At 33.2% G+C, this 20,897-nt stretch carries 20 protein-coding genes; 14 read left to right on the plus strand and 6 right to left on the minus strand.

Annotated features, from left to right (window positions below; genetic code table 11):
• Positions 1–7: 7 nt before the first annotated feature.
• The 10 genes from ACTU6T_RS05005 to ACTU6T_RS05050 all read left to right on the plus strand — a co-directional run bounded on the left by ACTU6T_RS05005 (position 8) and on the right by ACTU6T_RS05050 (position 5,331).
• Positions 8–418, plus strand: a complete 411-nt coding sequence (locus tag ACTU6T_RS05005) for a response regulator transcription factor (protein ID WP_460220161.1) — start codon at positions 8–10, stop codon at positions 416–418.
• Between the two features lie 107 nt (positions 419–525).
• Positions 526–897: a VOC family protein gene (locus tag ACTU6T_RS05010; protein WP_460220162.1), complete on the plus strand. Its 372-nt coding sequence runs from the start codon at positions 526–528 to the stop codon at positions 895–897.
• A gap of 26 nt (positions 898–923) precedes the next feature.
• Positions 924–1,385: a DUF4199 domain-containing protein gene (locus ACTU6T_RS05015; protein ID WP_460220163.1), complete on the plus strand. Its 462-nt coding sequence runs from the start codon at positions 924–926 to the stop codon at positions 1,383–1,385.
• Positions 1,386–1,396: 11 nt separating this feature from the next.
• Positions 1,397–1,855 carry a DUF1801 domain-containing protein gene (locus ACTU6T_RS05020; RefSeq protein WP_460220164.1) on the plus strand — a complete coding sequence of 153 codons (459 nt, stop codon included), beginning with the start codon at positions 1,397–1,399 and terminating at the stop codon, positions 1,853–1,855.
• Positions 1,852–2,238 carry a VOC family protein gene (locus tag ACTU6T_RS05025; protein ID WP_460220165.1) on the plus strand — a complete coding sequence of 129 codons (387 nt, stop codon included), beginning with the start codon at positions 1,852–1,854 and terminating at the stop codon, positions 2,236–2,238. The genes ACTU6T_RS05020 and ACTU6T_RS05025 overlap by 4 nt, the downstream gene beginning before the upstream one ends.
• A 51-nt stretch (positions 2,239–2,289) precedes the next feature.
• Positions 2,290–2,865: a hypothetical protein gene (locus tag ACTU6T_RS05030; protein WP_460220166.1), complete on the plus strand. Its 576-nt coding sequence runs from the start codon at positions 2,290–2,292 to the stop codon at positions 2,863–2,865.
• A 54-nt stretch (positions 2,866–2,919) separates the two neighbouring features.
• The gene (locus ACTU6T_RS05035) at positions 2,920–3,429 is read left to right on the plus strand and encodes a YtxH domain-containing protein (RefSeq protein WP_460220167.1); all 510 of its coding nucleotides are present in this window, start codon (positions 2,920–2,922) and stop codon (positions 3,427–3,429) included.
• Positions 3,430–3,535: 106 nt separating this feature from the next.
• Positions 3,536–3,859 carry an ArsR/SmtB family transcription factor gene (locus ACTU6T_RS05040; protein WP_460220168.1) on the plus strand — a complete coding sequence of 108 codons (324 nt, stop codon included), beginning with the start codon at positions 3,536–3,538 and terminating at the stop codon, positions 3,857–3,859.
• 54 nt (positions 3,860–3,913) lie between these two features.
• A complete protein-coding gene (locus ACTU6T_RS05045; protein ID WP_460220169.1) occupies positions 3,914–4,411 on the plus strand; it encodes a DUF6428 family protein in 498 nt (165 codons plus the stop codon).
• An 8-nt stretch (positions 4,412–4,419) separates the two neighbouring features.
• Positions 4,420–5,331, plus strand: a complete 912-nt coding sequence (locus ACTU6T_RS05050) for a GNAT family N-acetyltransferase (protein ID WP_460220170.1) — start codon at positions 4,420–4,422, stop codon at positions 5,329–5,331.
• On the opposite strand, the gene ACTU6T_RS05055 is transcribed toward ACTU6T_RS05050, so the two are convergent.
• From ACTU6T_RS05055 to ACTU6T_RS05065, 3 genes are read right to left on the minus strand one after another with little or no spacing between them, the layout of a single operon-like run.
• Entirely contained in the window at positions 5,328–7,166 is a 1,839-nt protein-coding gene (locus tag ACTU6T_RS05055) for a GNAT family N-acyltransferase (protein WP_460220171.1), read from the minus strand. The genes ACTU6T_RS05050 and ACTU6T_RS05055 overlap by 4 nt on opposite strands.
• 22 nt (positions 7,167–7,188) lie before the next feature.
• Positions 7,189–8,439, minus strand: a complete 1,251-nt coding sequence (locus tag ACTU6T_RS05060; RefSeq protein WP_460220172.1) for an aspartate kinase — start codon at positions 8,437–8,439, stop codon at positions 7,189–7,191.
• A 1-nt stretch (position 8,440) separates the two neighbouring features.
• Positions 8,441–8,920, minus strand: a complete 480-nt coding sequence (locus tag ACTU6T_RS05065) for a GNAT family N-acetyltransferase (RefSeq protein ID WP_460220173.1) — start codon at positions 8,918–8,920, stop codon at positions 8,441–8,443.
• A gap of 116 nt (positions 8,921–9,036) precedes the next feature.
• On the opposite strand from ACTU6T_RS05065, the gene fbp reads away from it, so the two are divergent.
• Positions 9,037–10,041 (plus strand): class 1 fructose-bisphosphatase, encoded by a 1,005-nt coding sequence (gene fbp, locus ACTU6T_RS05070; protein ID WP_460220174.1) that lies wholly within the window; start codon positions 9,037–9,039, stop codon positions 10,039–10,041.
• 41 nt (positions 10,042–10,082) lie between these two features.
• Here the strand turns inward: fbp and ACTU6T_RS05075 are convergent, their stop codons facing one another.
• Entirely contained in the window at positions 10,083–10,514 is a 432-nt protein-coding gene (locus ACTU6T_RS05075; protein ID WP_460220175.1) for a tellurite resistance TerB family protein, read from the minus strand.
• A gap of 96 nt (positions 10,515–10,610) precedes the next feature.
• Between ACTU6T_RS05075 and mfd the strand changes: the two genes are divergently transcribed.
• The 3 genes from mfd to ACTU6T_RS05090 are packed head-to-tail and all read left to right on the plus strand — an operon-like array spanning position 10,611 to position 16,202.
• Complete coding sequence (gene mfd, locus ACTU6T_RS05080; protein ID WP_460220176.1) at positions 10,611–13,964, plus strand: transcription-repair coupling factor; 3,354 nt, start codon at positions 10,611–10,613, stop codon at positions 13,962–13,964.
• Positions 13,961–14,830, plus strand: a complete 870-nt coding sequence (locus tag ACTU6T_RS05085) for a DMT family transporter (protein WP_460220177.1) — start codon at positions 13,961–13,963, stop codon at positions 14,828–14,830. The genes mfd and ACTU6T_RS05085 overlap by 4 nt, the downstream gene beginning before the upstream one ends.
• A 58-nt stretch (positions 14,831–14,888) precedes the next feature.
• Complete coding sequence (locus tag ACTU6T_RS05090) at positions 14,889–16,202, plus strand: TlpA family protein disulfide reductase (RefSeq protein WP_460220178.1); 1,314 nt, start codon at positions 14,889–14,891, stop codon at positions 16,200–16,202.
• A 1-nt stretch (position 16,203) separates the two neighbouring features.
• Here ACTU6T_RS05090 and ACTU6T_RS05095 read toward each other — a convergent pair whose 3' ends face one another.
• Both ACTU6T_RS05095 and ACTU6T_RS05100 read right to left on the minus strand, forming a co-directional pair.
• Positions 16,204–20,574, minus strand: a complete 4,371-nt coding sequence (locus ACTU6T_RS05095) for a T9SS type B sorting domain-containing protein (protein ID WP_460220179.1) — start codon at positions 20,572–20,574, stop codon at positions 16,204–16,206.
• Between the two features lie 24 nt (positions 20,575–20,598).
• Positions 20,599–20,895, minus strand: a complete 297-nt coding sequence (locus ACTU6T_RS05100) for a hypothetical protein (protein WP_460220180.1) — start codon at positions 20,893–20,895, stop codon at positions 20,599–20,601.
• Between the last annotated feature and the right edge of the window lie 2 nt (positions 20,896–20,897).

A 20,897-nucleotide genomic window follows, 5' to 3' on the forward strand; every position in this document is an offset into this window, starting at 1 on the left:
TTAAGTCATGAAAAAAACTATTCTTGTTTTTGGATTGCTTATTCTAGCTTTGCTATTACTCTTTCAGTTTAGTAAATATGCAATTGTCTCTGGTGATTTACAGACAGAAATCATTATTGCTGTGATTGCAATAGTGTTTTTTGCTATAGGTGTTATTATTAATAAAAAGAGTCTACATCAAAACACTCCAATTTCCGAAGATATTGATCATCAAAAAATAAAAGAACTTGAAATAAGCAATAGAGAATACGAAGTGCTCATTGGCATTTCGGAAGGACTTTCAAATAAAGAAATAGGTGATAAATTATACGTATCTGAAAGCACCATAAAAACACACGTATCTAATCTGCTCTCTAAATTAAATGCAAAACGTAGAACACAGGCCCTACAAATTGCAAAAGACTATAATATCATATAATTTATCTACTTTTAAACGAAAGTATGAGTCCTTTGGTACTTTAGTATGACCTCATTTTAAACGGCTTCATATAGTTTTGTAGTATATTAACCCAAAAACGAATTATTATGACATTAGGTGCTTTTTCGGCTAGTTTGAATGTTAAAGACATTCATGCCTCAAAGACGTTTTATGAAACTTTAGGCTTTTCAGTATTTGCTGGAGATATAGAACACAATTATCTAATCATGAAAAACGGAGACGCCATTATTGGGTTGTTTCAAGGCATGTTTGAAAACAATATACTAACCTTTAATCCAGGTTGGGATCAAAATGCACAAACACTAGACAATTACGATGATATTAGATCTATTGAAACACATCTAAAAGCTAATAATATTCCTTTAGAGCGCGATACTGATGGTAGTACTTCAGGTCCAGCAAGCATCGTACTTTATGATCCTGATGGCAATACCATTCTTATTGATCAGCACATTTAATTTAAGCTAACTAAAACTAATTAATTATGAAACATACAGTTCAAAAATATGGTCTTTATGGACTTATTACAGGTTTTATCATTTTCACCTTACACCTTGTTTTTGGTATCGATAATTTAGATTATTCAACCAATGAAATATTAGGTTATATATCTATTTTTCTATCCCTTTCATTTATCTTTTTTGGTATAAAACATTATAGAGACCATATCAATAATGGTAGTATTTCTTTAGGTAAAGCTATTATTATTGGTGTTCTAATATCACTATTAGTTGGTACAGGTATTGCAATAGCAGATTTTATATATACCAAGTTTATTAACCCATCTTTTTTTAGTGATTTCGAAAAACAATTAATTGAACAAGGTAAAGAAGATCAAATCATGGAAATCACAAGTACAACTGCCGCACTATTTATGCTCATACTTGTAACTATAATTGGATTTATTATATCTTTAATTTCAGGATTAATCCTTCAACGCAAATAAAACTAACGATTATGCAATACAAAGCAACCTCTCCAGAAGACTATATAAGTCAGTTACCTGAGGACAGAAAGGGACCAATTACCAAATTAGATAATCTAATTAAAAAACATATGCCAGAAGGACTTGAAACTGGAATGGGATATGGTATGTTAGCTTATTATGTTCCTAAATCTATTTATCCAAAAGGGTATCATTGTAAGCCTTTTCCACCTTTGCCATTTATAAATTTAGCATCTCAAAAAAACTTTATAGCGCTTTACCACTCTGGTATGTATGCCAAAAAAGAATTATACGATTGGTTTGTATCTGAATATCCTAAATACTCTAAATATAAATTAGATATGGGAAAAAGTTGTGTTCGATTTAAAAAAATGGAAGACATACCTTATGATTTAATAAAAGAACTTTTAGGGAAAATGACTGTTGAAGAATGGATAGAAATTTATGAAAATGCAATACTTAAAAAATGAAAAATAGAGTCACTGGAATAGGAGGGTTATTTTTTAAATCAAAAGACCCAAATGCATCAAAAGATTGGTATCAAAAACATTTAGGGTTTAACACTGATGATTATGGTTGTACATTTTGGTGGAAAGATAAAGAAGGAAATGATTGTTCTACACAATGGAGTCCATTTAAAGACGATACCAAATATTTTGAGCCTTCAAAAAAAGAGTTTATGTTTAACTATCGTGTTGAAAACTTAAAGGAATTATTAGTGACTTTAGAAGAAGAAGGGGTCACAATAGTAGGAGACATAGAAGAATACGACTATGGGAAATTTGGTTGGATACTGGATAACGAAGGAAACAAAATTGAGCTTTGGGAACCAATTGATCAAGCTTTTAAGTAGTCATATTGTAACAAATATTATTTTTAAACTACTCACTAATAAACGATTAAAATGACCGAAGACAACAACAACCTAGACAGCGAATTAAACAAAACTGTTAAATCTACTGAAAATACCATAGATAGTACTTCAGAAGCAATTGAAGAAAAAGCAAATGACCTAAAAGAAAATGCTAGTGATGCTTTAAATTCTGCTAAAGACAAAGCCAATGAATTAGCCTCAGATGCTAAAGAAGCATTTAATAATGTAAAAGATAAAGCTACAGAATTTTTTGAAGGAGAAGGCAAAGACATGATTAATGATGCTAAAGAAAAGGCATCAGAGCTAGCAAGTGATGCTAGTGAAAAACTAAGTGAATTTGCAGATAGTGCAAAAGAAAGAACAGCAGAACTTAGAGATGATGTAAAAGAAACCTATAATGAAGTAAAAGATAAAGCCTCTGAATTTGTTGAAGATGCTGGCGAAAAATTAGAGACTTATGCCGATATTGCCAAAGACAAAGCCTCAGAATTAGCAGATAAAGCAGAAGACAAACTAGAAGATTTTGCTGAAGACGCAAAAGAAGCTTACGACGAAACCAAAGAGAAAACTAAAGGTTTTTTTAAAAGACTATTTGGCAATAAATAACAAATTACTACATTTTTATTAACTTTATAGTCTAACCATAAACTATATAAACAAATGTCTGACGATAACAACAATTTAAGCAATGACCTAAATGATATGTTAGGAGATGCCAAAGAAAGTGCAAAAAAGGCAGCCGATAAGGTAAGTGAAAAAGCAAGTGAGCTTGCTGATGATGCTAAAGAATTTGCTGGAGAAGCAAGAGAAAAAGCTTCAGAATTTGCAGATGAAGCAAAAGCCTCAGCAAAAGAGTTTGCTAGTGAGGCAAAAGAAGTATTTAGTGATGGAAAAAATGTTGCTATCATAGCTCACTTCACACTAATTGGATGGATTATTGCTTTAGTTATGAATAATGGAAATAAAACAGAGTTTGGATCTTTTTATGTAAGACAAATGTTAGGTTTAATTCTTTGTAGCTTAGTAGGTATCATTCCAGTTTTAGGACTTTTCTTATGGATTGTTGTGTTTGTAGCATGGATAATGAGTTTGATAAGTGCTTTAGGAGGAAAAATGCAGCCAACATTTTTATTCGGAAAACAATTTCAAGAATGGTTTAAATCATTATAAATTAAGAGAGCCAGAACTTTAATTCTGGCTTTTTTGATAAATATTATTATCGTAATATCGCTATATTACGATAATAATACTATATTTGTACCATAAATACATAACAATGGGAGTAACTAAACGATTTATTTATACAGATAGTATTAACGAAATAGCTAATATCGCTAAAGTTTTTGCACATCCAGCAAGAGTCTCTATTTTAAAATATATTAGTGAACAAGAAGGCTGTATTTGTAATGATCTTGTTGATGAAATTGGATTATCACAAGCTACTATTTCTCAACATTTAAGTGTCATTGGAAATGCTGGCTTACTTAAAGGAAGGTTTGAAGGCAAGAAAAAATGTTACTGCCTTAATGTTGAACGATTTCAAGAATTTCAAATCTTATTAAACTCTTTTTTTATTAAAACAACAGCCAATTGCTGCTAAGCCAAAAAGTATTTTTTTAATCACTCATAAGCATAAACTAAATCATATAATATTATGAAAACACAAGAATTTTTTACATTACTAGAACAACACCAAGACAAATCATTACTATTTGAATACACTCCAAATAATTTTGTTGGCGCTAATTATCACATTACTGAAGTAAAACACATCTCAATAGATTCAGTCGATTGCGGCTCTCAAACCGATTCTTGGAATGAAACCATAATACAATTATGGGAAAGCCCATCTGAACTTCACAAAACAAAGTATATGTCTGTTTTAAAAGCATTGGGAATTCTAAAAAAAGTTGGAAAAATGAAACCTTACGATTTAGGTGCTGAAATAAAATTTGAATATAGTAACAATACATTTCATACTGCTCAACTCTTTGTAAATGATTTCAAAATTGAAAACAACAATCTTATTCTAAGTTTAAACGTCGAAAAAACCGATTGCAAAGCTAAAGAGGCATGTGGCATAACAGAACAAATTAAAGCACCAAGTTCCACAGTTGAAGTATGCTGCTCTCCTGAAAGTGGATGTTGCTAAAACCTGTAATGGATATAACCATTAGAACCTTTCAGAAGGCTGATTTCAATAAAGTAATTGCTATTTATGAGCAAGGTATTCATACTGGTATAGCTACTTTTGAAACAACGCTACCTAATTGGCAAAAATGGAATAAAAAATATGTTCTAAACCCACGACTTGTAGCCCAACATAAGGACAGTGTTGTTGGATTTGCGGCATTATCTTTAGCATCTAATAGATCCGTTTATAAAGGTGTTGCTGAAGTTAGTATATGTGTTGCCGAAAACTTGAGAGGTCAAGGTATAGGCAAAAAGTTACTACAACAACTCATTACCGAAAGTGAGAACAATGGATTTTGGACCTTACAAGCTGGAATTTTCTCAACTAATAAAGTTAGCATACATTTGCACAAATCTTGTGGGTTTAGAATTGTTGGAACTCGAGAAAAAATAGGCCAACTAAACAATGCTTGGTTTGATAATGTACTTTTAGAAAAAAGAAGTAAAATAATAGGACATATAATGAAAAACATACTCGTACTTTGCACTGGAAATTCTTGCAGAAGTCAAATGGCTCATGGCTACCTTAATCAATTCACTGAAGGAAAAGCCAATATTTATAGTGCCGGAATAGAAACTCATGGTATCAACTCTGAGGCAGCAGTCATTATGAAAGAGGATGGTATTGATATTTCAAATCACACCTCTAATCACGTTGACGAATACGCACATGTCAACTTTGATTTTATAATTACTGTATGTGATCACGCCAATGAAAATTGTCCTTATATTCCAAGTAAAAATGCCATTAGATTACACCATAATTTCTTTGACCCATCTAAAGTAATAGGATCTGATGATGAAAAACACCAGGCGTTTTTAAAAGCTAGAAACGAAATTAAAAGTTATTTTGAAAACTTTGTAAAAGAGTATCTTTAAGAATCTTCTGTATTGCCATTAGAAAACTTACGTTCTAACTCGGCTTGAAACTCTTCCATCACAGGACGAACTGTGCTTTCTGGTAAGTCAGCGATTTTAATATACATCAAACCATCAACCGCATTATTAAACAATGGGTCTACATTGAATGCCACCAATTTTGCATTCTGTTTGATGTATTTTTTCAGTAAAACAGGTAACCGTAATGCTCCAGGTTCTACCTCATCAATAATTTTATCGAACTTATTCAAATCGGCTTCAGCAGCATCAAAAACAAAGTCTTTATCGGCATCCTTCAATTTTACTTTAAATTCTTTTTTCGGATGTACATACTGTGCCACATAAGGATCGTAGTAATGTGACTTCATAAACTCAATCATCAAGGACTTTGAAAAGTTTGAAAATTGATTACTAATACTCACACCTCCGATTAAAAATTTATGCTCAGGATAACGCAAAGTAGTATGAACAATACCCTTCCAAAGCAAAAATAACGGCATTGGTTTTTGTTGGTATTCTTTAATGATAAACGCTCTACCCATTTCAATAGATTCACTCATCATTTTGTATAATTCAGGTTCAAATCTAAATAAATCTTGTAAGTAAAACCCATCAATACCATAACGTGCATAAATCTTTGAGCCTAATCCCATTCGGTAGGCACCAGCTAATTTTTTAGACTCTGTATCCCATAAAAACATATGATGGTAATAGGTATCAAAACTATCTAAATCTATAGCTTCATTTGTTCCTTCACCAATAGCTCTAAATGTAATTTCTCTAAGGCGTCCAATTTCATGAAGTATGTTAGGGATTTGATCTGCAGGCGTTAAATATACTTCATAATTCTTACTAACTAACAACCTATAATCACCTTCACGCAAGGCGTCAATTTCAGCCGCCATTTTCTCAGTGCTAACAGAACCGACAATACGCTTTGGAGGTTTTGCAGGAGGCTTTAATGTATTTGATAAATTATCTAAAATCTTTGATTTATCTTCAAATGCATTAGACAACATATACGTTTTTCGTCTTATAAATTCTGAGAAATCAGTAAGTGTTTTGTGTTCTTTTTGATCATTTACTGAAATAGGTTTTCCTATTCTAACTTTTATAGTTCGATGCTTTTGGGTAAGTAATTCCGAGGGTAATTTAGCTGTTCTGAAAGTATCACTAATCTTAGATAGCTTATAAAATAATTTACTATTCTTAGCGTGGAAATAAATTGGAACTACAGGAACCTCAGCCTTTTTAATGAGCTTCATTGCGGCTTCTTCCCATGGTTTATCGACAACTAACTTTCCATCTTTATAAGTAGACACTTCACCAGCAGGAAATACACCTAATGGATGTCCATCTCTTAAATGAAGAATTGCATTCTTAAAACCAGCAATACTAGATTTTACATCTTTCCTATCCTCAAACGGATTTACAGGCATTATATATGGCTTCAAAGGCTCAATTCTATGTAATAGAAAATTTGCAATGATTTTAAAATCTTCGCGTTGCTCAATCATCAATTTCAACAATAAAATACCATCTATTCCACCAAGTGGGTGATTTGATACCGTAATATAAGCACCATCCTTAGGTAGTCGTTTCAAATCTTCTTCTGGAATTTCAAATTTAATCTGAAAGTCTTCTAAAATGGCATCTAAAAACTCAACATCATTTAGATGTTTATTTCGCTTATAAATTCTGTTAAGCGTCGAAATTTTCAAAACCTTCATAAGTAACCATCCAACAAAGGTTCCTAAGAAACCATACTTATCAGCATTAATTGCTTTAGCAACTTCTTTTGCGGTAACTAATCCTGTATCTTGTTGTTTGGTCATGAGTGTAAAAGTACTAAAATGTTTATTTAGTTAGGATTTGAACGGTTTCTTGAGCTAACTGTTTTAACAGCAATTCTTTATCTTTTTCAATCGAAGCTATTGCTTGTTCATTATAATGTCTTACAGTATAAAGACTCACATTTTCGTGAACTGTTACTTTAAATTTTGCTTTTAAGTGCTGTAATAATCGCTCAAGGTTATTATATGTGTTTTCAAAACATACCGAAAAACTAATGGCTGAATTCTGAATCACATCTACTTTCATTTTATACAGGTGTAATAATTTAAAAATTTCACTGATGTTTTCTTCAACAATATAACTGAAATCTAATGAGGATAAGGACACTAACACCTGATTTTTCTTAACTATATAACAAGGAATATTTGGTTCTATACCAAAGCCCTTTCCTACTCTTGTCCCAGAATCTTCCGGATTTAAAAATGATTTTACAAATAATGGTATCTCCTTTTGTTGCAATGGTTGTAATGTTTTAGGGTGAATCACAGAAGCACCATAAAATGCTAACTCAATCGCTTCTCTATAAGAAATACTATTTAGTAATTGGGCGTTTTCAAAATAACGAGGATCGGCATTTAAAACACCTGGAACGTCTTTCCATATCGTAACACTTTCGGCATTTAAACAATACGCAAATATAGCTGCTGAGTAGTCACTTCCTTCACGGCCTAAAGTTGTCGTAAAGTTATTAGAATCGCTACCTAAAAATCCCTGAGTGATATTGAGAATCTTTGGATCAAAATTAGATTTAATATGTAATTGGGTTTGCTCCCAATCCACATTAGCTGTGCGATAATAATTATCTGTTTTTATAAACTCTCGAACATCTAGCCAGTTGTTTTTTAATCCAATTTCATTAAGGTAAGCCGATATAATTGTTGTAGATGTTAGTTCTCCAAAGCCAATCACTTGGTCATATACAAAATTATAATCTGGTGATTTATTCCGTCTTAAAAAATAATCCAAATCTTCGAAAATTATCGAAACCCTTTTAAATATTGGATGATGCGTATTCTCAAAAAGGTCAATTAATATGTTGTTATGATACTTTATTACATCCTGAATAGAACTTTGCAATTCGGTTTTATTGTCAAAATAATTTTTTATCACCAATTCCATAGCATTGGTGGTTTTTCCCATTGCTGAAACCACTAACAACGTATTATCATAACCTACATTTTGCAATACTGAAGCTAAATTTTTAACTCCTTCGGCATTTTTTACCGATGCTCCTCCAAATTTAAATACTTGCATATTAAATATTTGCTATATAATGTTTTATGCCGTCTTCGTTAAGATGAACAACATCCCAATCACGTTTAACGTCTGCTCCCTTTTTCTCGTAAAATCCAATAGCAGGTTCATTCCAATCTAAAACCTCCCAACTAATGCGTTTAACACCTAAATCATAGCCATATTTTACAACCTCATTTAAAAGTGCTGTTCCTAAACCACCACCTCTTTTTCTCTGACTAACAATAAGGTCTTCTAAATGGATTATTGGACCAACCCAAGTAGAAAAACGATTATAAACTAAAGCAATCCCTTCAACACAGCCTTCACATTCACCAACGAAACACACAAACTGTTTTGGGTTTTCAAATCCACCTTTGACAAGTGTCTCTAAATTCACCTCAACTGCGTCGGGTTCTTTTTCAAAAACAGCCAATTCTGTAATGAGTTCAAGCACTCTAGGCATATCCGTTTTTACTGCTTTTCTGATTATGAAACTCATAGATTTTCTTTAGCCCAAATATAATCTAAAACTTATCAATTTTATCATATAATAATCTTACTATAACGTTGTAGTTGATTAAAAAAATGAGATATTTGCAAAAACAATCACACTACATGTCTAGAAAAAATCAAACACTAGGTGAATTTATTATCGAGAATCAATCCTCTTTTAAATACACATCTGGTGAATTATCGCGTCTTATAAACTCAATACGTTTAGCAGCTAAAGTTGTTAACCACGAAGTAAATAAGGCAGGGTTAGTTGATATTATAGGAACTGCTGGCGACACGAATGTTCAAGGTGAAGATCAACAAAAATTGGATGTTTATGCCAATAATAAGTTTATCCAAACTATGACTAAACGTAATATTGTTTGTGGTATTGCTAGTGAAGAAGAGGACGATTTTATTTCAATAAATAGTCAGGATGAAAATCATCAAAACAAATATGTTGTTTTAATTGACCCTTTAGATGGCTCATCAAACATTGATGTTAATGTTTCTGTAGGAACTATTTTTTCAATTTACAGGCGAATAACTCCCGTTGGAACACCTGTAACGATTGATGATTTTCTGCAAAAAGGAAATCAGCAAGTAGCAGCCGGTTATATCATTTATGGAACTTCAACTATGATTGTATATACTACAGGTGATGGTGTTAATGGATTTACCTTAAATCCTGCTATAGGAACTTTTTATTTATCGCATCCAGATATGCAATTCCCAGAAAACGGTAAAATCTATTCTGTAAATGAAGGGAATTATATTCACTTCCCACAAGGCATAAAAAATTATATCAAATATTGTCAAATGGAAGAAGGTGACAGACCATATACTAGTCGCTACATTGGATCCTTGGTGTCCGACTTCCACAGAAATATGATTAAAGGTGGAATCTACATGTACCCAAAAAGTTCTCAAAATTCAAACGGAAAATTAAGACTACTCTACGAATGCAATCCAATGGCATTTTTGGCCGAGCAAGCCAATGGTAAAGCGAGCGATGGATTTACAAGAATTATGGATATTGAACCTACAGAATTGCATCAGCGCGTACCATTTATTTGTGGCAGTAAAAATATGGTTGAAAAAGCTGAAGAATTTATGCGTAAAGCATAAAAAAAGCGACTTTAAAAGTCGCTTTTTTTATTGTAATTTACTTACTGATTCATTTTTTTCATTCTATCAACAAAATCATCTAAGTCTACTTCATAATGTACGAGATGCAATGCTTTATCTGTAATATATTTTACATTATCTTGATTAAATCCTAAACCTATACATAACTTTTCTAACAATCGTACTTGATCTTCTCCTTCAATATGATCAGCCCAAACCATACGTGCTAAATCATACAAACGTTCTAAACGCTTATCATAAGATGTTGGAGGGTTAATTGGGTGACTTTGATAATCTTTAAGTATGGCTTTATAATCGGATTCTGTAATATCTAAACGCGTTGCTAAACGGTCTAAAAAGGTTTTTTCTGCTTCATTAATAATCCCATCACTCATGGCTACTCTAACAATAGCAGCAAAGTGATCCTCATTACGCTTTTTGAATCCGCTTTCGAATAATTCTGAAAATGACATATGTTTTATTTTAAGTGCCACAAAGATAGTTCTATTAATACATTTTAACAATAACCAATGTCACAAAAATTTTATATTTGCACAAAATAAAATGCTTTGAGTAAAACCATTCTCTCGCAAACTTATGCACAGGCTTTGCAAACGCAAAATCTGCAAACTGCTATTGCCCAAACTCAATCTTTAGATGCCGCTAGAGATAGTACAAAACTTCATTTAAAAGGCCTTGTTGGATCATCGTTTTCACTTATGATAAGTGAAACATTTAAAGCTTCTCAACTCCCTTTTTTACTCATTTTTAATGACAAAGAAGAAGCTGCTTTTTATCTCAATGACCTAGAAGTTTTACTCAATGACAAGGATGTCTTATTTTATCCAGGAAGTTATCGAAGACCTTATCAAATTGAAGAAACTGATAATGCAAATGTGCTTCTTAGAGCAGAGGTGTTAAATCGAATCAACTCTCGAAAAAAACCTGCGATAATTGTTACCTATCCTGATGCACTTTTTGAAAAAGTAGTCACACGTCGTGAGCTCGAAAAAAACACTTTAAAAATTGCTATTGGTGATCAATTATCTATCGATTTTGTAAATGAAGTGCTCTTTGAATACCAATTTAAACGTGTTGACTTTGTAACCGAACCTGGTGAGTTTTCAGTGCGTGGAGGCATTGTAGATGTCTTCTCCTTTTCTCATGACGAACCCTATCGTATTGAATTTTTTGGCGATGATGTGGATAGTATTAGAACCTTCGATGTAGAAACACAACTCTCTACAGACCAGATAAAAAAAATAGGCGTAATCCCAAATGTTGCTAATAAATTTTTAGAGGAAAGCAGGCAAAGTTTCTTAAAATACATAGCTCAAAAAACAGTTGTGTTTTCTAAAAACACAGACCTCCTATATTCTAGAATTGATGAATTCTTCGGAAAAGCTGAAGACACCTTCAAGAACTTATCTTCTGAATTAAAGCATTCTGAACCTGAAGAGTTATTCTGTAACTCTGAGTTACTGAAACGTCAGCTTCTAGATTTTAAATTAGTTGAATTTGGCACAACAAGTTTGTTTTCAGAAAACACAATAGAATGTAATACGACGCCTCAACCGTCATTTAATAAACAATTTAATTTATTAATTGATGACCTCAATAGCAACCACAATAAGGGATACACCAATTATATTGCATGTTCAAGTGAACAACAGGCTAAGCGTTTTCATGATATCTTTGAGGATGTCGAGCAAAATGTTCATTATCAAACTATAGTCCTATCTCTATACCAAGGTTTTGTAGATCATGACCAAAAAATCACATGCTATACAGATCATCAAATTTTTGAACGCTATCATAAATTTCATCTTAAAAATGGATACGCTAAAAAACAAGCCATTACCCTTAAAGAGCTCACAAATCTTGATGTAGGGGATTATGTAACACATATTGATCATGGAATTGGAAAGTTTGGCGGACTTCAAAAAATTGACGTTGAAGGAAAAAAGCAAGAAGCCATAAAATTAGTGTATGGCGAACGAGATGTCTTGTATTTAAGTATTCATTCGCTTCATAAAATCACCAAGTTTAATGGTAAGGATGGGAAACCTCCAAAAGTTTATAAGCTTGGAAGCAAAGCTTGGAAAACACTCAAGCAAAAAACTAAATCTCGGGTCAAAGAAATTGCTTTTAATTTAATCAAAGTCTATGCAAAACGTAAACTTGAAAAAGGTTATCAACACAAGCCCGACAGCTACCTTCAACATGAATTAGAAGCATCGTTCTTGTATGAAGACACACCAGATCAAATCACATCCACTGCCGATATTAAAGCCGATATGGAAAGTGAACGACCAATGGATCGTCTCGTTTGTGGTGACGTTGGTTTTGGTAAAACTGAAGTCGCTATTCGTGCAGCATTTAAAGCTGTTGACAATGGAAAGCAGGTGGCCGTTTTAGTGCCGACGACTATTTTAGCTTATCAGCATCATAAGACGTTTACAGAACGCTTAAAAGATTTTCCTGTAACCGTGGATTACCTTAATCGCTTTAGAACAGCAAAAGAGAAACGCATAACTTTAGAAAAATTAGAAAAAGGTCATGTCGATATCATTATAGGGACGCATCAGCTCGTTAACAAGAATGTCAAGTTTAAAGATTTGGGCTTACTCATCGTTGATGAAGAACAAAAATTTGGTGTAGCGGTTAAAGAGAAGCTTAAAACATTAAAAGATAATGTAGATGTTTTAACGCTCACAGCAACTCCTATTCCAAGAACTTTACAGTTTAGTCTGATGGCAGCTCGTGATTTATCTGTAATTACAACACCTCCTCCAAATCGTTATCCTATTGAAAGTCATGTGATACGATTTAATGAAGAAACCATTAGAGACGCCGTAACTTATGAAATTCAACGTGGTGGACAAATCTTCTTTATTCACAACCGTATTGAAAATATAAAAGAGGTCGCCGGAATGATACAACGTCTGGTGCCTGATGCAAAAATTGCTATTGGTCATGGACAACTCGATGGCAAAAAACTCGAGCAACTCATGCTAGCGTTTATGAACGGAGAGTTTGATGTGCTTGTGAGTACAACTATTGTGGAAAGCGGACTAGACGTTCCTAATGCCAATACCATTTTTATCAATAATGCCAATAACTTTGGATTGAGTGACTTGCATCAAATGCGAGGTCGTGTGGGACGAAGTAATAAAAAAGCCTTTTGTTATTTTATTACACCAGAATACTCGGCCATGACTACAGATGCTAGAAAACGTATTACAGCTTTAGAGCAATTTACCGAATTGGGAAGTGGTTTCAATATCGCTATGAAAGATCTAGAAATTCGTGGTGCTGGCGACTTGCTTGGTGGTGAGCAAAGCGGGTTTATTAATGATATTGGGTTTGACACTTACCAGAAAATTTTAAATGAAGCCATTGAGGAGCTCAAAGAAAATGAGTTTAAAGATCTATATAAAGATACTGGTAAGGTTAAAACTTATGTCAAAGACATTACCATTGATACCGACTTTGAATTATTATTTCCAGATGACTATGTCAATAGCATAACAGAGCGTTTAAATTTGTATACCAAACTCAATACACTTAAAACTGAAGCCGAACTAAACACCTTCGAAACCGAAATTGTCGATCGTTTTGGAGAGTTACCTATACAGGTCATTGATTTACTCAATAGTGTTCGAATCAAATGGATTGCTACCAATATTGGTCTTGAAAAAATCATCATGAAAAATGGTCGTTTTGTAGGTTATTTTATAAACAATCAACAAAGTCCGTTTTATCAAAGTGATCAATTTACGAAAGTGCTTCAGTACATTCAATCACGACCTAAAGACTGTAAGATGAAAGAAAAGCAAACCAGAAACGGATTGCGTTTACTTCTTACTTTCGAACATATCAAGTCGGTAAAGCAAGCGCTCACAAGGCTTCAAGAGATATGAAAGATGCCCATCTAAAACATGTGCTTTGGCTTACTTTGGCAACAATTTTTATCAGTACATCTGGCGCTTTAGGCAAATTTATTGATATGCCAATTGCCGTTATTATTTGGTGGCGATGTGCTTTAGCTGGCGTATTTCTCTTCCTCTATTGTAAATTCAAAACCATTAAATTGAAATTCAACTCTAAAAGAGATGGATTGACAATTGTTATTTCAGCCTTGTTTTTAGGCGCACATTGGATCACCTATTTTCATGCATTAAAAGTATCTAACGTTGCGATAGGGATGTTATCTTTATTTACATTTCCTATGTTTACAGCCATTCTCGAGCCTTTGTTTTCAAAAGTGAAATTTGATCCTATTCATATCGTGCTTGGTGGATTAGTATTACTTGGAGTTTACTTTTTAGCTCCCGATTTTGACATAGAAAGCACGCAGCTCAAAGGTGTGTTTTGGGGTATTATCTCTGCCATTTGTTATGCTATTAGAACTCTAATGTTGAAAAAGCACGTTTCAGAATATAATGGCAGCATGATTATGCTCTATCAAGTTGTAATGCTTACAATCGTTCTTTTACCAGTCTTATTTTATAAGGACACTTCAGGGATTTCAACGCAGTATCCTTATGTTATTATTTTAGCTTTAGTTACGACTGCAGTTGGGCATACCCTATTTGTAAATAGTCTCAAATATTTTAAAGTGAGTACAGCAAGTATTATCGCCAGTACACAGCCCGTATTTGGAATCATTATAGCTTTTTTATTTCTGAAAGAAATCCCAACTTTAAACACGTTTATAGGTGGCACATTAATTATTTCAACTGTCATTATTGAAAGTATACGATCAAAACATAGATTAAAACAATAAAATTCAGATATTTGGCTTGATATTTGAAATTGACTATGTGTTTTAAAATAAAATACCAATGAAAAAACTATTATTAGCATTTGTTTTATTCCCAGCAATACATTTTGCACAACACAGTGTGAATGGAATTTTTACACCAAAAGAAGAATTTACCTATGCCTTTTTATACCATGCCACACCTACAAGTTCCGATTATGTAAACAGAGCTCAAATTGGTGAAGATGGAAGTTTTAGTATTCCCTTAGACTCTACAGCCACTCCAGGTATTTATAAAATTGTTTATGCCTTACCGCCTGAGGAGAATAATTTCGATTTTATTTACAGCGGAAAAGAATCAGTAGCATTTACGTTTAGCCTTGATGATGGACTCGAATTTACTGACGGACAAGACAATAAATTGTGGGCGTCGTATACCAAAAGTATGGAAATGGTGAATATGACCATTAGCAACTTTTACACTCAAGAAAGCACAGATAAAAAAGCATATGCTGATATCATTAAAACCCTAAAAGACACACAAACAGCATACGAAACCTCATCCGAAGGCACCTTAGCTTCGGTGTTTATAAAAGCCAATGCACCTTATATTCCTGAAAGCTTTGAAGACCTTTCAACCTATTCAAATAACCTAAAACAAAGCTATCTTAAACATGTTGATTTTAGCAATCCGCTCTTGCAAAGTTCAGATTTCTTAGTAGATCGTGTTTTAGCCTATATCTTCGGAATGTCTGCAAACACCAGTAATGCTGTTTACAAAAAAGATGTCGATGATTTAATGGCAACAATTGGAGATGGTAATACTGATATTAAAACCATTTTATTTGAAATGATTTGGAGGCGTTTTAAAAGTATGGATAATGCCGAGTTAGCAAATTACGTGACTGATAATCATTTACTAGAATTAACCAAAAAAACGAACTACGACGCTTTAGCTGAGCAATTAATCGCTTATAAAAACAATACGCTTGGTAAGAAAGCTTCAAATTTTGATTTGGCTTTGACCAAAAATGGAGAAACCATCACAACAACACTACACGATTTAGATATTGCTGAGCAATACTTACTTATCTTTTGGAGCAGTGGTTGTGGACATTGTTTAGACGAACTCCCAAAAGTAAAAGCGATGCTTGCCGACAAGACAAATCTTAAAGTCATTGCTTTTGGATTAGAAGATGCGCCAGAGAACTGGCAAAGTAAGATTACAGATTATCCAGATTTTATACATGTATTAGGTTTAGGAAAATGGGACAACCCAACTTCAAAGGCTTATGGTATAGAATCTACACCATCGTATTTTTTATTAGATAAAGACAAACATATCATAGCCAAACCTTATGATGTGGAGGCTTTGGAAACCGTTTTGAAAAAATAGATTAATATCTCAAACTAAAATGCCCAGTGTATTGCTTACCATTTTGACGTTCTAATGTGAACCAATAATCGCTTGCAGGCAATTTATTACCATTATAGTAGCCATCCCATCCATAATCTGTGGACTTTAAAATTTTTAAAAGCTTGCCGTATCTGTCATAGATGAATAGCTTATTGCCTGGCTCTCTGTTTGCACTGTAGAGTTGCCAATAATCGTGATAGCCATCTCCATTTGGCGTAAAATATTTAGGATAATAGAGTAGATAAATATCTTCTAAGACTTCACCACAACCGTTCTTATCTCTCACATAAACAGTATATTCATCAATGCTCAAATTCGTGAATACATTACTGTCTTGATAGTTAATACCGTCTAGCGAGTAATGGTAATCTCCATTCCCTTCTACAAATATGGTAATGGTATTATTACTTTGCGACCAATCTACGGTTTCGATATCCACAATACTAGCAATGTTAGATTCCACAACACTAATTGTTTTTGTTGTACTACAGCTTTCTGTTCCATAATTATTAGTAATAGTTACGTTGTAGTTTCCTGCTTCATTAACAGTAATTACTCTAGTCGTTTCACCTGTTGACCATAAATATTCATCGTATCCAGCATCAGCCTCTAATTCTAGCGCTTCACCTTCACAAATAGCCACCTTATCATCAATCGATATAGTTGGCAATTCATTAACTACTAGATTAAAACTTGTAGTCGTATAACATTCAGATGACATGTTACTTTCTAATCTCACATATATCGTTTGTGGGTTTTCTGTATTCATAAAATCATTTGGAATTTGATTTACTCCATTATCGGCATCGACTTGAGTCAAATAATAACTAATCGTATTCTCAGTCTCAGATTGACCATTAAATATCGACATGTTTTGGTCTGTTAGGTTAAACGTTTCAAAACCATCGTTTACTTCATCATCACAAACAAATTGATCATTTGGCTGATTTGCAATTGGAAGATAAATGACTCCTAAGTTAAAAGAGGTAATATCATAGCAATCTGGGTTTATGATATTTTGAATTCTTGCAAAAACGGTTTGAGATTGGCTATTTACCAAATAGATGTTAGACAACTCATTTTGGTTGCTTTCTGCATCAGTATTGTTTTCAAAATACAACACTTCAAATATTGTAGATGACTGATTGTTTAAAATTTGAGAATTGTAATCAGACAGTGTAAATTCATATTCTCCATCATTGCTGATATCATCACAAACGATATCATCTTCAATTGTATTTGCTATTGGTTGCGAGCTAACCACAAAATCGAATGTTGTTTCACTAAAACAAAATGTGCTCGCAGTATTTTGAACCCGAGCTGTTATGGTTTGCGTACTTGTCACAAATGGATTAGGCAATGGACTTGGTAACTCCGCACCATCTCCATCAAAGTAGCGAACTGTGGTATTGGTTTGACCATTTAGAATAGTTGCATCAATAGTAGACGTATCAAAAGCAAATTCACCATCATTGTCATCATCACAAACAATAAAATCGTTAACTGGATTTGCTATGGCACCATTATCAATAAGCAAGGTAATTGTAGTTTCAACACTACAGCCTCCATTTGGATTATTAGGGTTTGTTGCGGTCATTGTCGCAAAAATATTTAATGCAGATTGACTAATCGTTAACGGATTTGGTAGTGTACTTCCATAATCATTACCTAATTCATCTATATAAGAAAAAGTAATAGTTTCTGTTTGCCCTTGAAGTAATTCTGATTCAATTCCAGAGGTATCAAAAGATTCTGTACCATCGTTAGCTTCATCACATTGTTCTATGATAACTGGACCTGTAATTAGCGGTCTTGGATCAACATATAAGGAAATATAATCTCCAAACCCAAGACAGTCATTATCTACTATACTATCAACTCTAATGTAGATGTTCTGCATATTTGGAGAGCCTATATTTTGATAGTTTGAAATATCAAGTATTGGATTAGATTCAGATAATGCATCAGATTCATTTCTATAATAATTAATTGTTAATTGTTGACCGCTTGGAAACATAGCTTCAACTTCGGTATTAACTGAGCTAAAATCAAAGGTTGAAATGCCATCTGTAATATCTAAACCATCATCACATTGATAGAATTCCCGTTCGAAAGTGTTAGGGATTTGAGTTGTAGACACTAACAAATTGATTTCAGATGTTCTATAACATCCATTTGAATTTTCGATTCTTGCCCAAATAGTATCGGAACTTACATTTTCATTTTCATAATTAACAATATTCGTTATTTCATTGTTGTTGGATTCTGCATCAGTTAAAGATTCATAAAACCTAATGACTTCATTGGTACTATTGCTTGTGATTTCAAGAACCACTTCATTTAAATTAAATAATGAAAAGCCATCCAAATCATTGTCACATTGACTTAAGGTTACAGGTGAATTCACTGTTGGCAGTTCAAATACGTTGATATTAAAAGACGTTTCTTCTACACAATTGGCGTTATTATTATTTACAACCTGTACATATATCGTTTCACTCAAACTCGTATTTTGATAATTATCAGGGGTTGTGATTTCATTCGTAAATCCACTATCTGTATAATATAACACTGTAAAATCACTATTAGATTGCCCATTTAGAATTGATGCCTCATTGTCTGTCAAATCAAAACTAATTACACCATCGTTATCAGTACCTACACTGTCATTATCACAAAATGACAATTCTGGTACATTTAGACTTGGAGTTGGCGATTCAAAAACTTGAATATCAAACTGCGTCATATCCTCACATGAACTATTTAATATATGTCGAATACTAGCAACAATGATCTCGGAAGTATATGCGTTGGTGTTTGAATATGACTCTGGATTCGGTATAGCAATTCCATTGTCATAATCATCCATAGACGCATAATAAACGATTTCAAATGTAGCATCACTTTGCCCATTTAATACCTCTACATCTTTAGAGGTTAAATCAAAATCATAAAACCCATCATTATCGTCGTCACAAATGATAATATCATTAGGTTGGTTTGCTGTAGGTTGCTCATAAACAACTACCTGTTTTGTGTCACTTGAAGATTCTGATCCTATTGTAAGCGTTAATTGCACATTATATGTACCTGGACTTGAATATGTATGTGTAGGGTTTTCATCTGTTGATGTTATACCATCACCAAAATCCCATAGTAATGCATCATAAGGCTCAGAAATATTTGAATTAAACTGAGTCGTTTCACCAAAGCACACATTTTCAGCATTAAAACCAAAATTAAAAAACGACTGAATAAAAGGTGGTAAGCCCGAATTACATCTTTGGCCATCTAGATAAACCGCATCACTCAAATAATCACAACCAACTCCTAATATATTTGGAGCGTTAATAGCATCTAGGTAATACGACCCAATAGTAGATAAATAAATATTACCATCTGGTCCTAATTGTAAGGCAGAATTACTAATGTTTAATGTTCCTATTTGGGTTTCAGAATTTAATATCTCTGTAGTACTTCCTGTTATATCAAATTGAAAAACACCCTTTAATCTAACCGAAACATACAGTACGTTGCTATTTGGAGAAAATTCGACACCATAAACATAAGATTCTGAATCAAAGTCCATGACCGTTAAAGCATTTGACACCACGCCTGTAACGTCATCAAAATCGAATAATTGAGACTCCCATAGGCCTAAATTTGCAACAGCCAATTTACTTCCATCAGGTGAGATTTTCATGGCTCCCATGGCATTGCTTGTATAACCTCCTAAATAACTACCTACATTGCTAATCACTGGATTAGTATCAATCCCTGTGCTAGTAACTTTATAAGATATAAACTCAGTACTATTCCATTTATGTGCCACGACCCAGAAGGCATCTTCATCTTGCACTTTAGTAGCTGTAATTTTTTCTGCAACTGGTGTATGTAATAGTATATTTTTATTAGCGGTTACATCTCCCAAACCTCCATTTAAAGTCATATCAATTTCAGAATACTGCAGCCCATTAGCATAGCCGCGCTCATCTAAAGTAAACACATAATACACCGTTGTGCTCTCTGGTTTTGGTATAATTAGTGCGGCATTAGTACTAGATTCGTTGCCATTGAGGCCTGTACCATTTGGCATCACTTGATGTGTACTGTCCCAAACCGAAACACCATTGGTATAAAATAAAAGATTGCCATTTTCATCTGAAATGGTCGCACAGCCTTCTATAGTATTTAACTCTCCATCTGTTAAAGCTATAGGAGTACCACTATTAAAATCAATCCCTGCATATTCACCAAAATACCAAATATTGGCCTCATTTTGAGTGAAGCCAACATGGGTTATGAGTATACAAAAGAGTAGGGCTGTTTTTTTTATAATATTTATTATCATATAAGAAAACATATTAGAATCAAACTACTCAACTTTGAGAATCTTACCTTTTGCAATTACTTCTGGAAATATTCCTATTTGAAAATCTACATCTTCTTTAATTTTATCTTGCAAGAATTCCTGTTCTAATAGTTTAATTCGAACCAAACTTTTTATACCTACATCTAACCTTTTGCTACACATCAAGATTTCAGAGAAAGTAGATTGATTAGATTCTAACAACCAAAATGATGTCCTTATTGTATTTACAATTGGGAAATTAAATCTTTCTTTAGCTAATTCAAAAAATAGTATTTCTGCTGTTATTATTATTTCTCTCATTT

The sequence above is a fragment of the Psychroserpens citreus genome (genome assembly GCF_055686305.1).

Coding starts and splice junctions, on each gene's coding strand:
- ACTU6T_RS05040 (WP_460220168.1), top strand. CDS start 3,536: ATGGGAGTAACTAAACGATTTATTTATACAGATAGTATTAACGAAATA.
- ACTU6T_RS05035 (WP_460220167.1), top strand. CDS start 2,920: ATGTCTGACGATAACAACAATTTAAGCAATGACCTAAATGATATGTTA.
- ACTU6T_RS05050 (WP_460220170.1), top strand. CDS start 4,420: ATGGATATAACCATTAGAACCTTTCAGAAGGCTGATTTCAATAAAGTA.
- ACTU6T_RS05055 (WP_460220171.1), bottom strand. CDS start 7,166: ATGACCAAACAACAAGATACAGGATTAGTTACCGCAAAAGAAGTTGCT.
- ACTU6T_RS05085 (WP_460220177.1), top strand. CDS start 13,961: ATGAAAGATGCCCATCTAAAACATGTGCTTTGGCTTACTTTGGCAACA.
- fbp (WP_460220174.1), top strand. CDS start 9,037: ATGTCTAGAAAAAATCAAACACTAGGTGAATTTATTATCGAGAATCAA.
- ACTU6T_RS05020 (WP_460220164.1), top strand. CDS start 1,397: ATGCAATACAAAGCAACCTCTCCAGAAGACTATATAAGTCAGTTACCT.
- ACTU6T_RS05065 (WP_460220173.1), bottom strand. CDS start 8,920: ATGAGTTTCATAATCAGAAAAGCAGTAAAAACGGATATGCCTAGAGTG.
- ACTU6T_RS05015 (WP_460220163.1), top strand. CDS start 924: ATGAAACATACAGTTCAAAAATATGGTCTTTATGGACTTATTACAGGT.
- ACTU6T_RS05075 (WP_460220175.1), bottom strand. CDS start 10,514: ATGTCATTTTCAGAATTATTCGAAAGCGGATTCAAAAAGCGTAATGAG.
- ACTU6T_RS05030 (WP_460220166.1), top strand. CDS start 2,290: ATGACCGAAGACAACAACAACCTAGACAGCGAATTAAACAAAACTGTT.
- ACTU6T_RS05005 (WP_460220161.1), top strand. CDS start 8: ATGAAAAAAACTATTCTTGTTTTTGGATTGCTTATTCTAGCTTTGCTA.
- ACTU6T_RS05045 (WP_460220169.1), top strand. CDS start 3,914: ATGAAAACACAAGAATTTTTTACATTACTAGAACAACACCAAGACAAA.
- ACTU6T_RS05100 (WP_460220180.1), bottom strand. CDS start 20,895: ATGAGAGAAATAATAATAACAGCAGAAATACTATTTTTTGAATTAGCT.
- ACTU6T_RS05025 (WP_460220165.1), top strand. CDS start 1,852: ATGAAAAATAGAGTCACTGGAATAGGAGGGTTATTTTTTAAATCAAAA.
- ACTU6T_RS05090 (WP_460220178.1), top strand. CDS start 14,889: ATGAAAAAACTATTATTAGCATTTGTTTTATTCCCAGCAATACATTTT.
- ACTU6T_RS05060 (WP_460220172.1), bottom strand. CDS start 8,439: ATGCAAGTATTTAAATTTGGAGGAGCATCGGTAAAAAATGCCGAAGGA.
- ACTU6T_RS05010 (WP_460220162.1), top strand. CDS start 526: ATGACATTAGGTGCTTTTTCGGCTAGTTTGAATGTTAAAGACATTCAT.
- ACTU6T_RS05095 (WP_460220179.1), bottom strand. CDS start 20,574: ATGATAATAAATATTATAAAAAAAACAGCCCTACTCTTTTGTATACTC.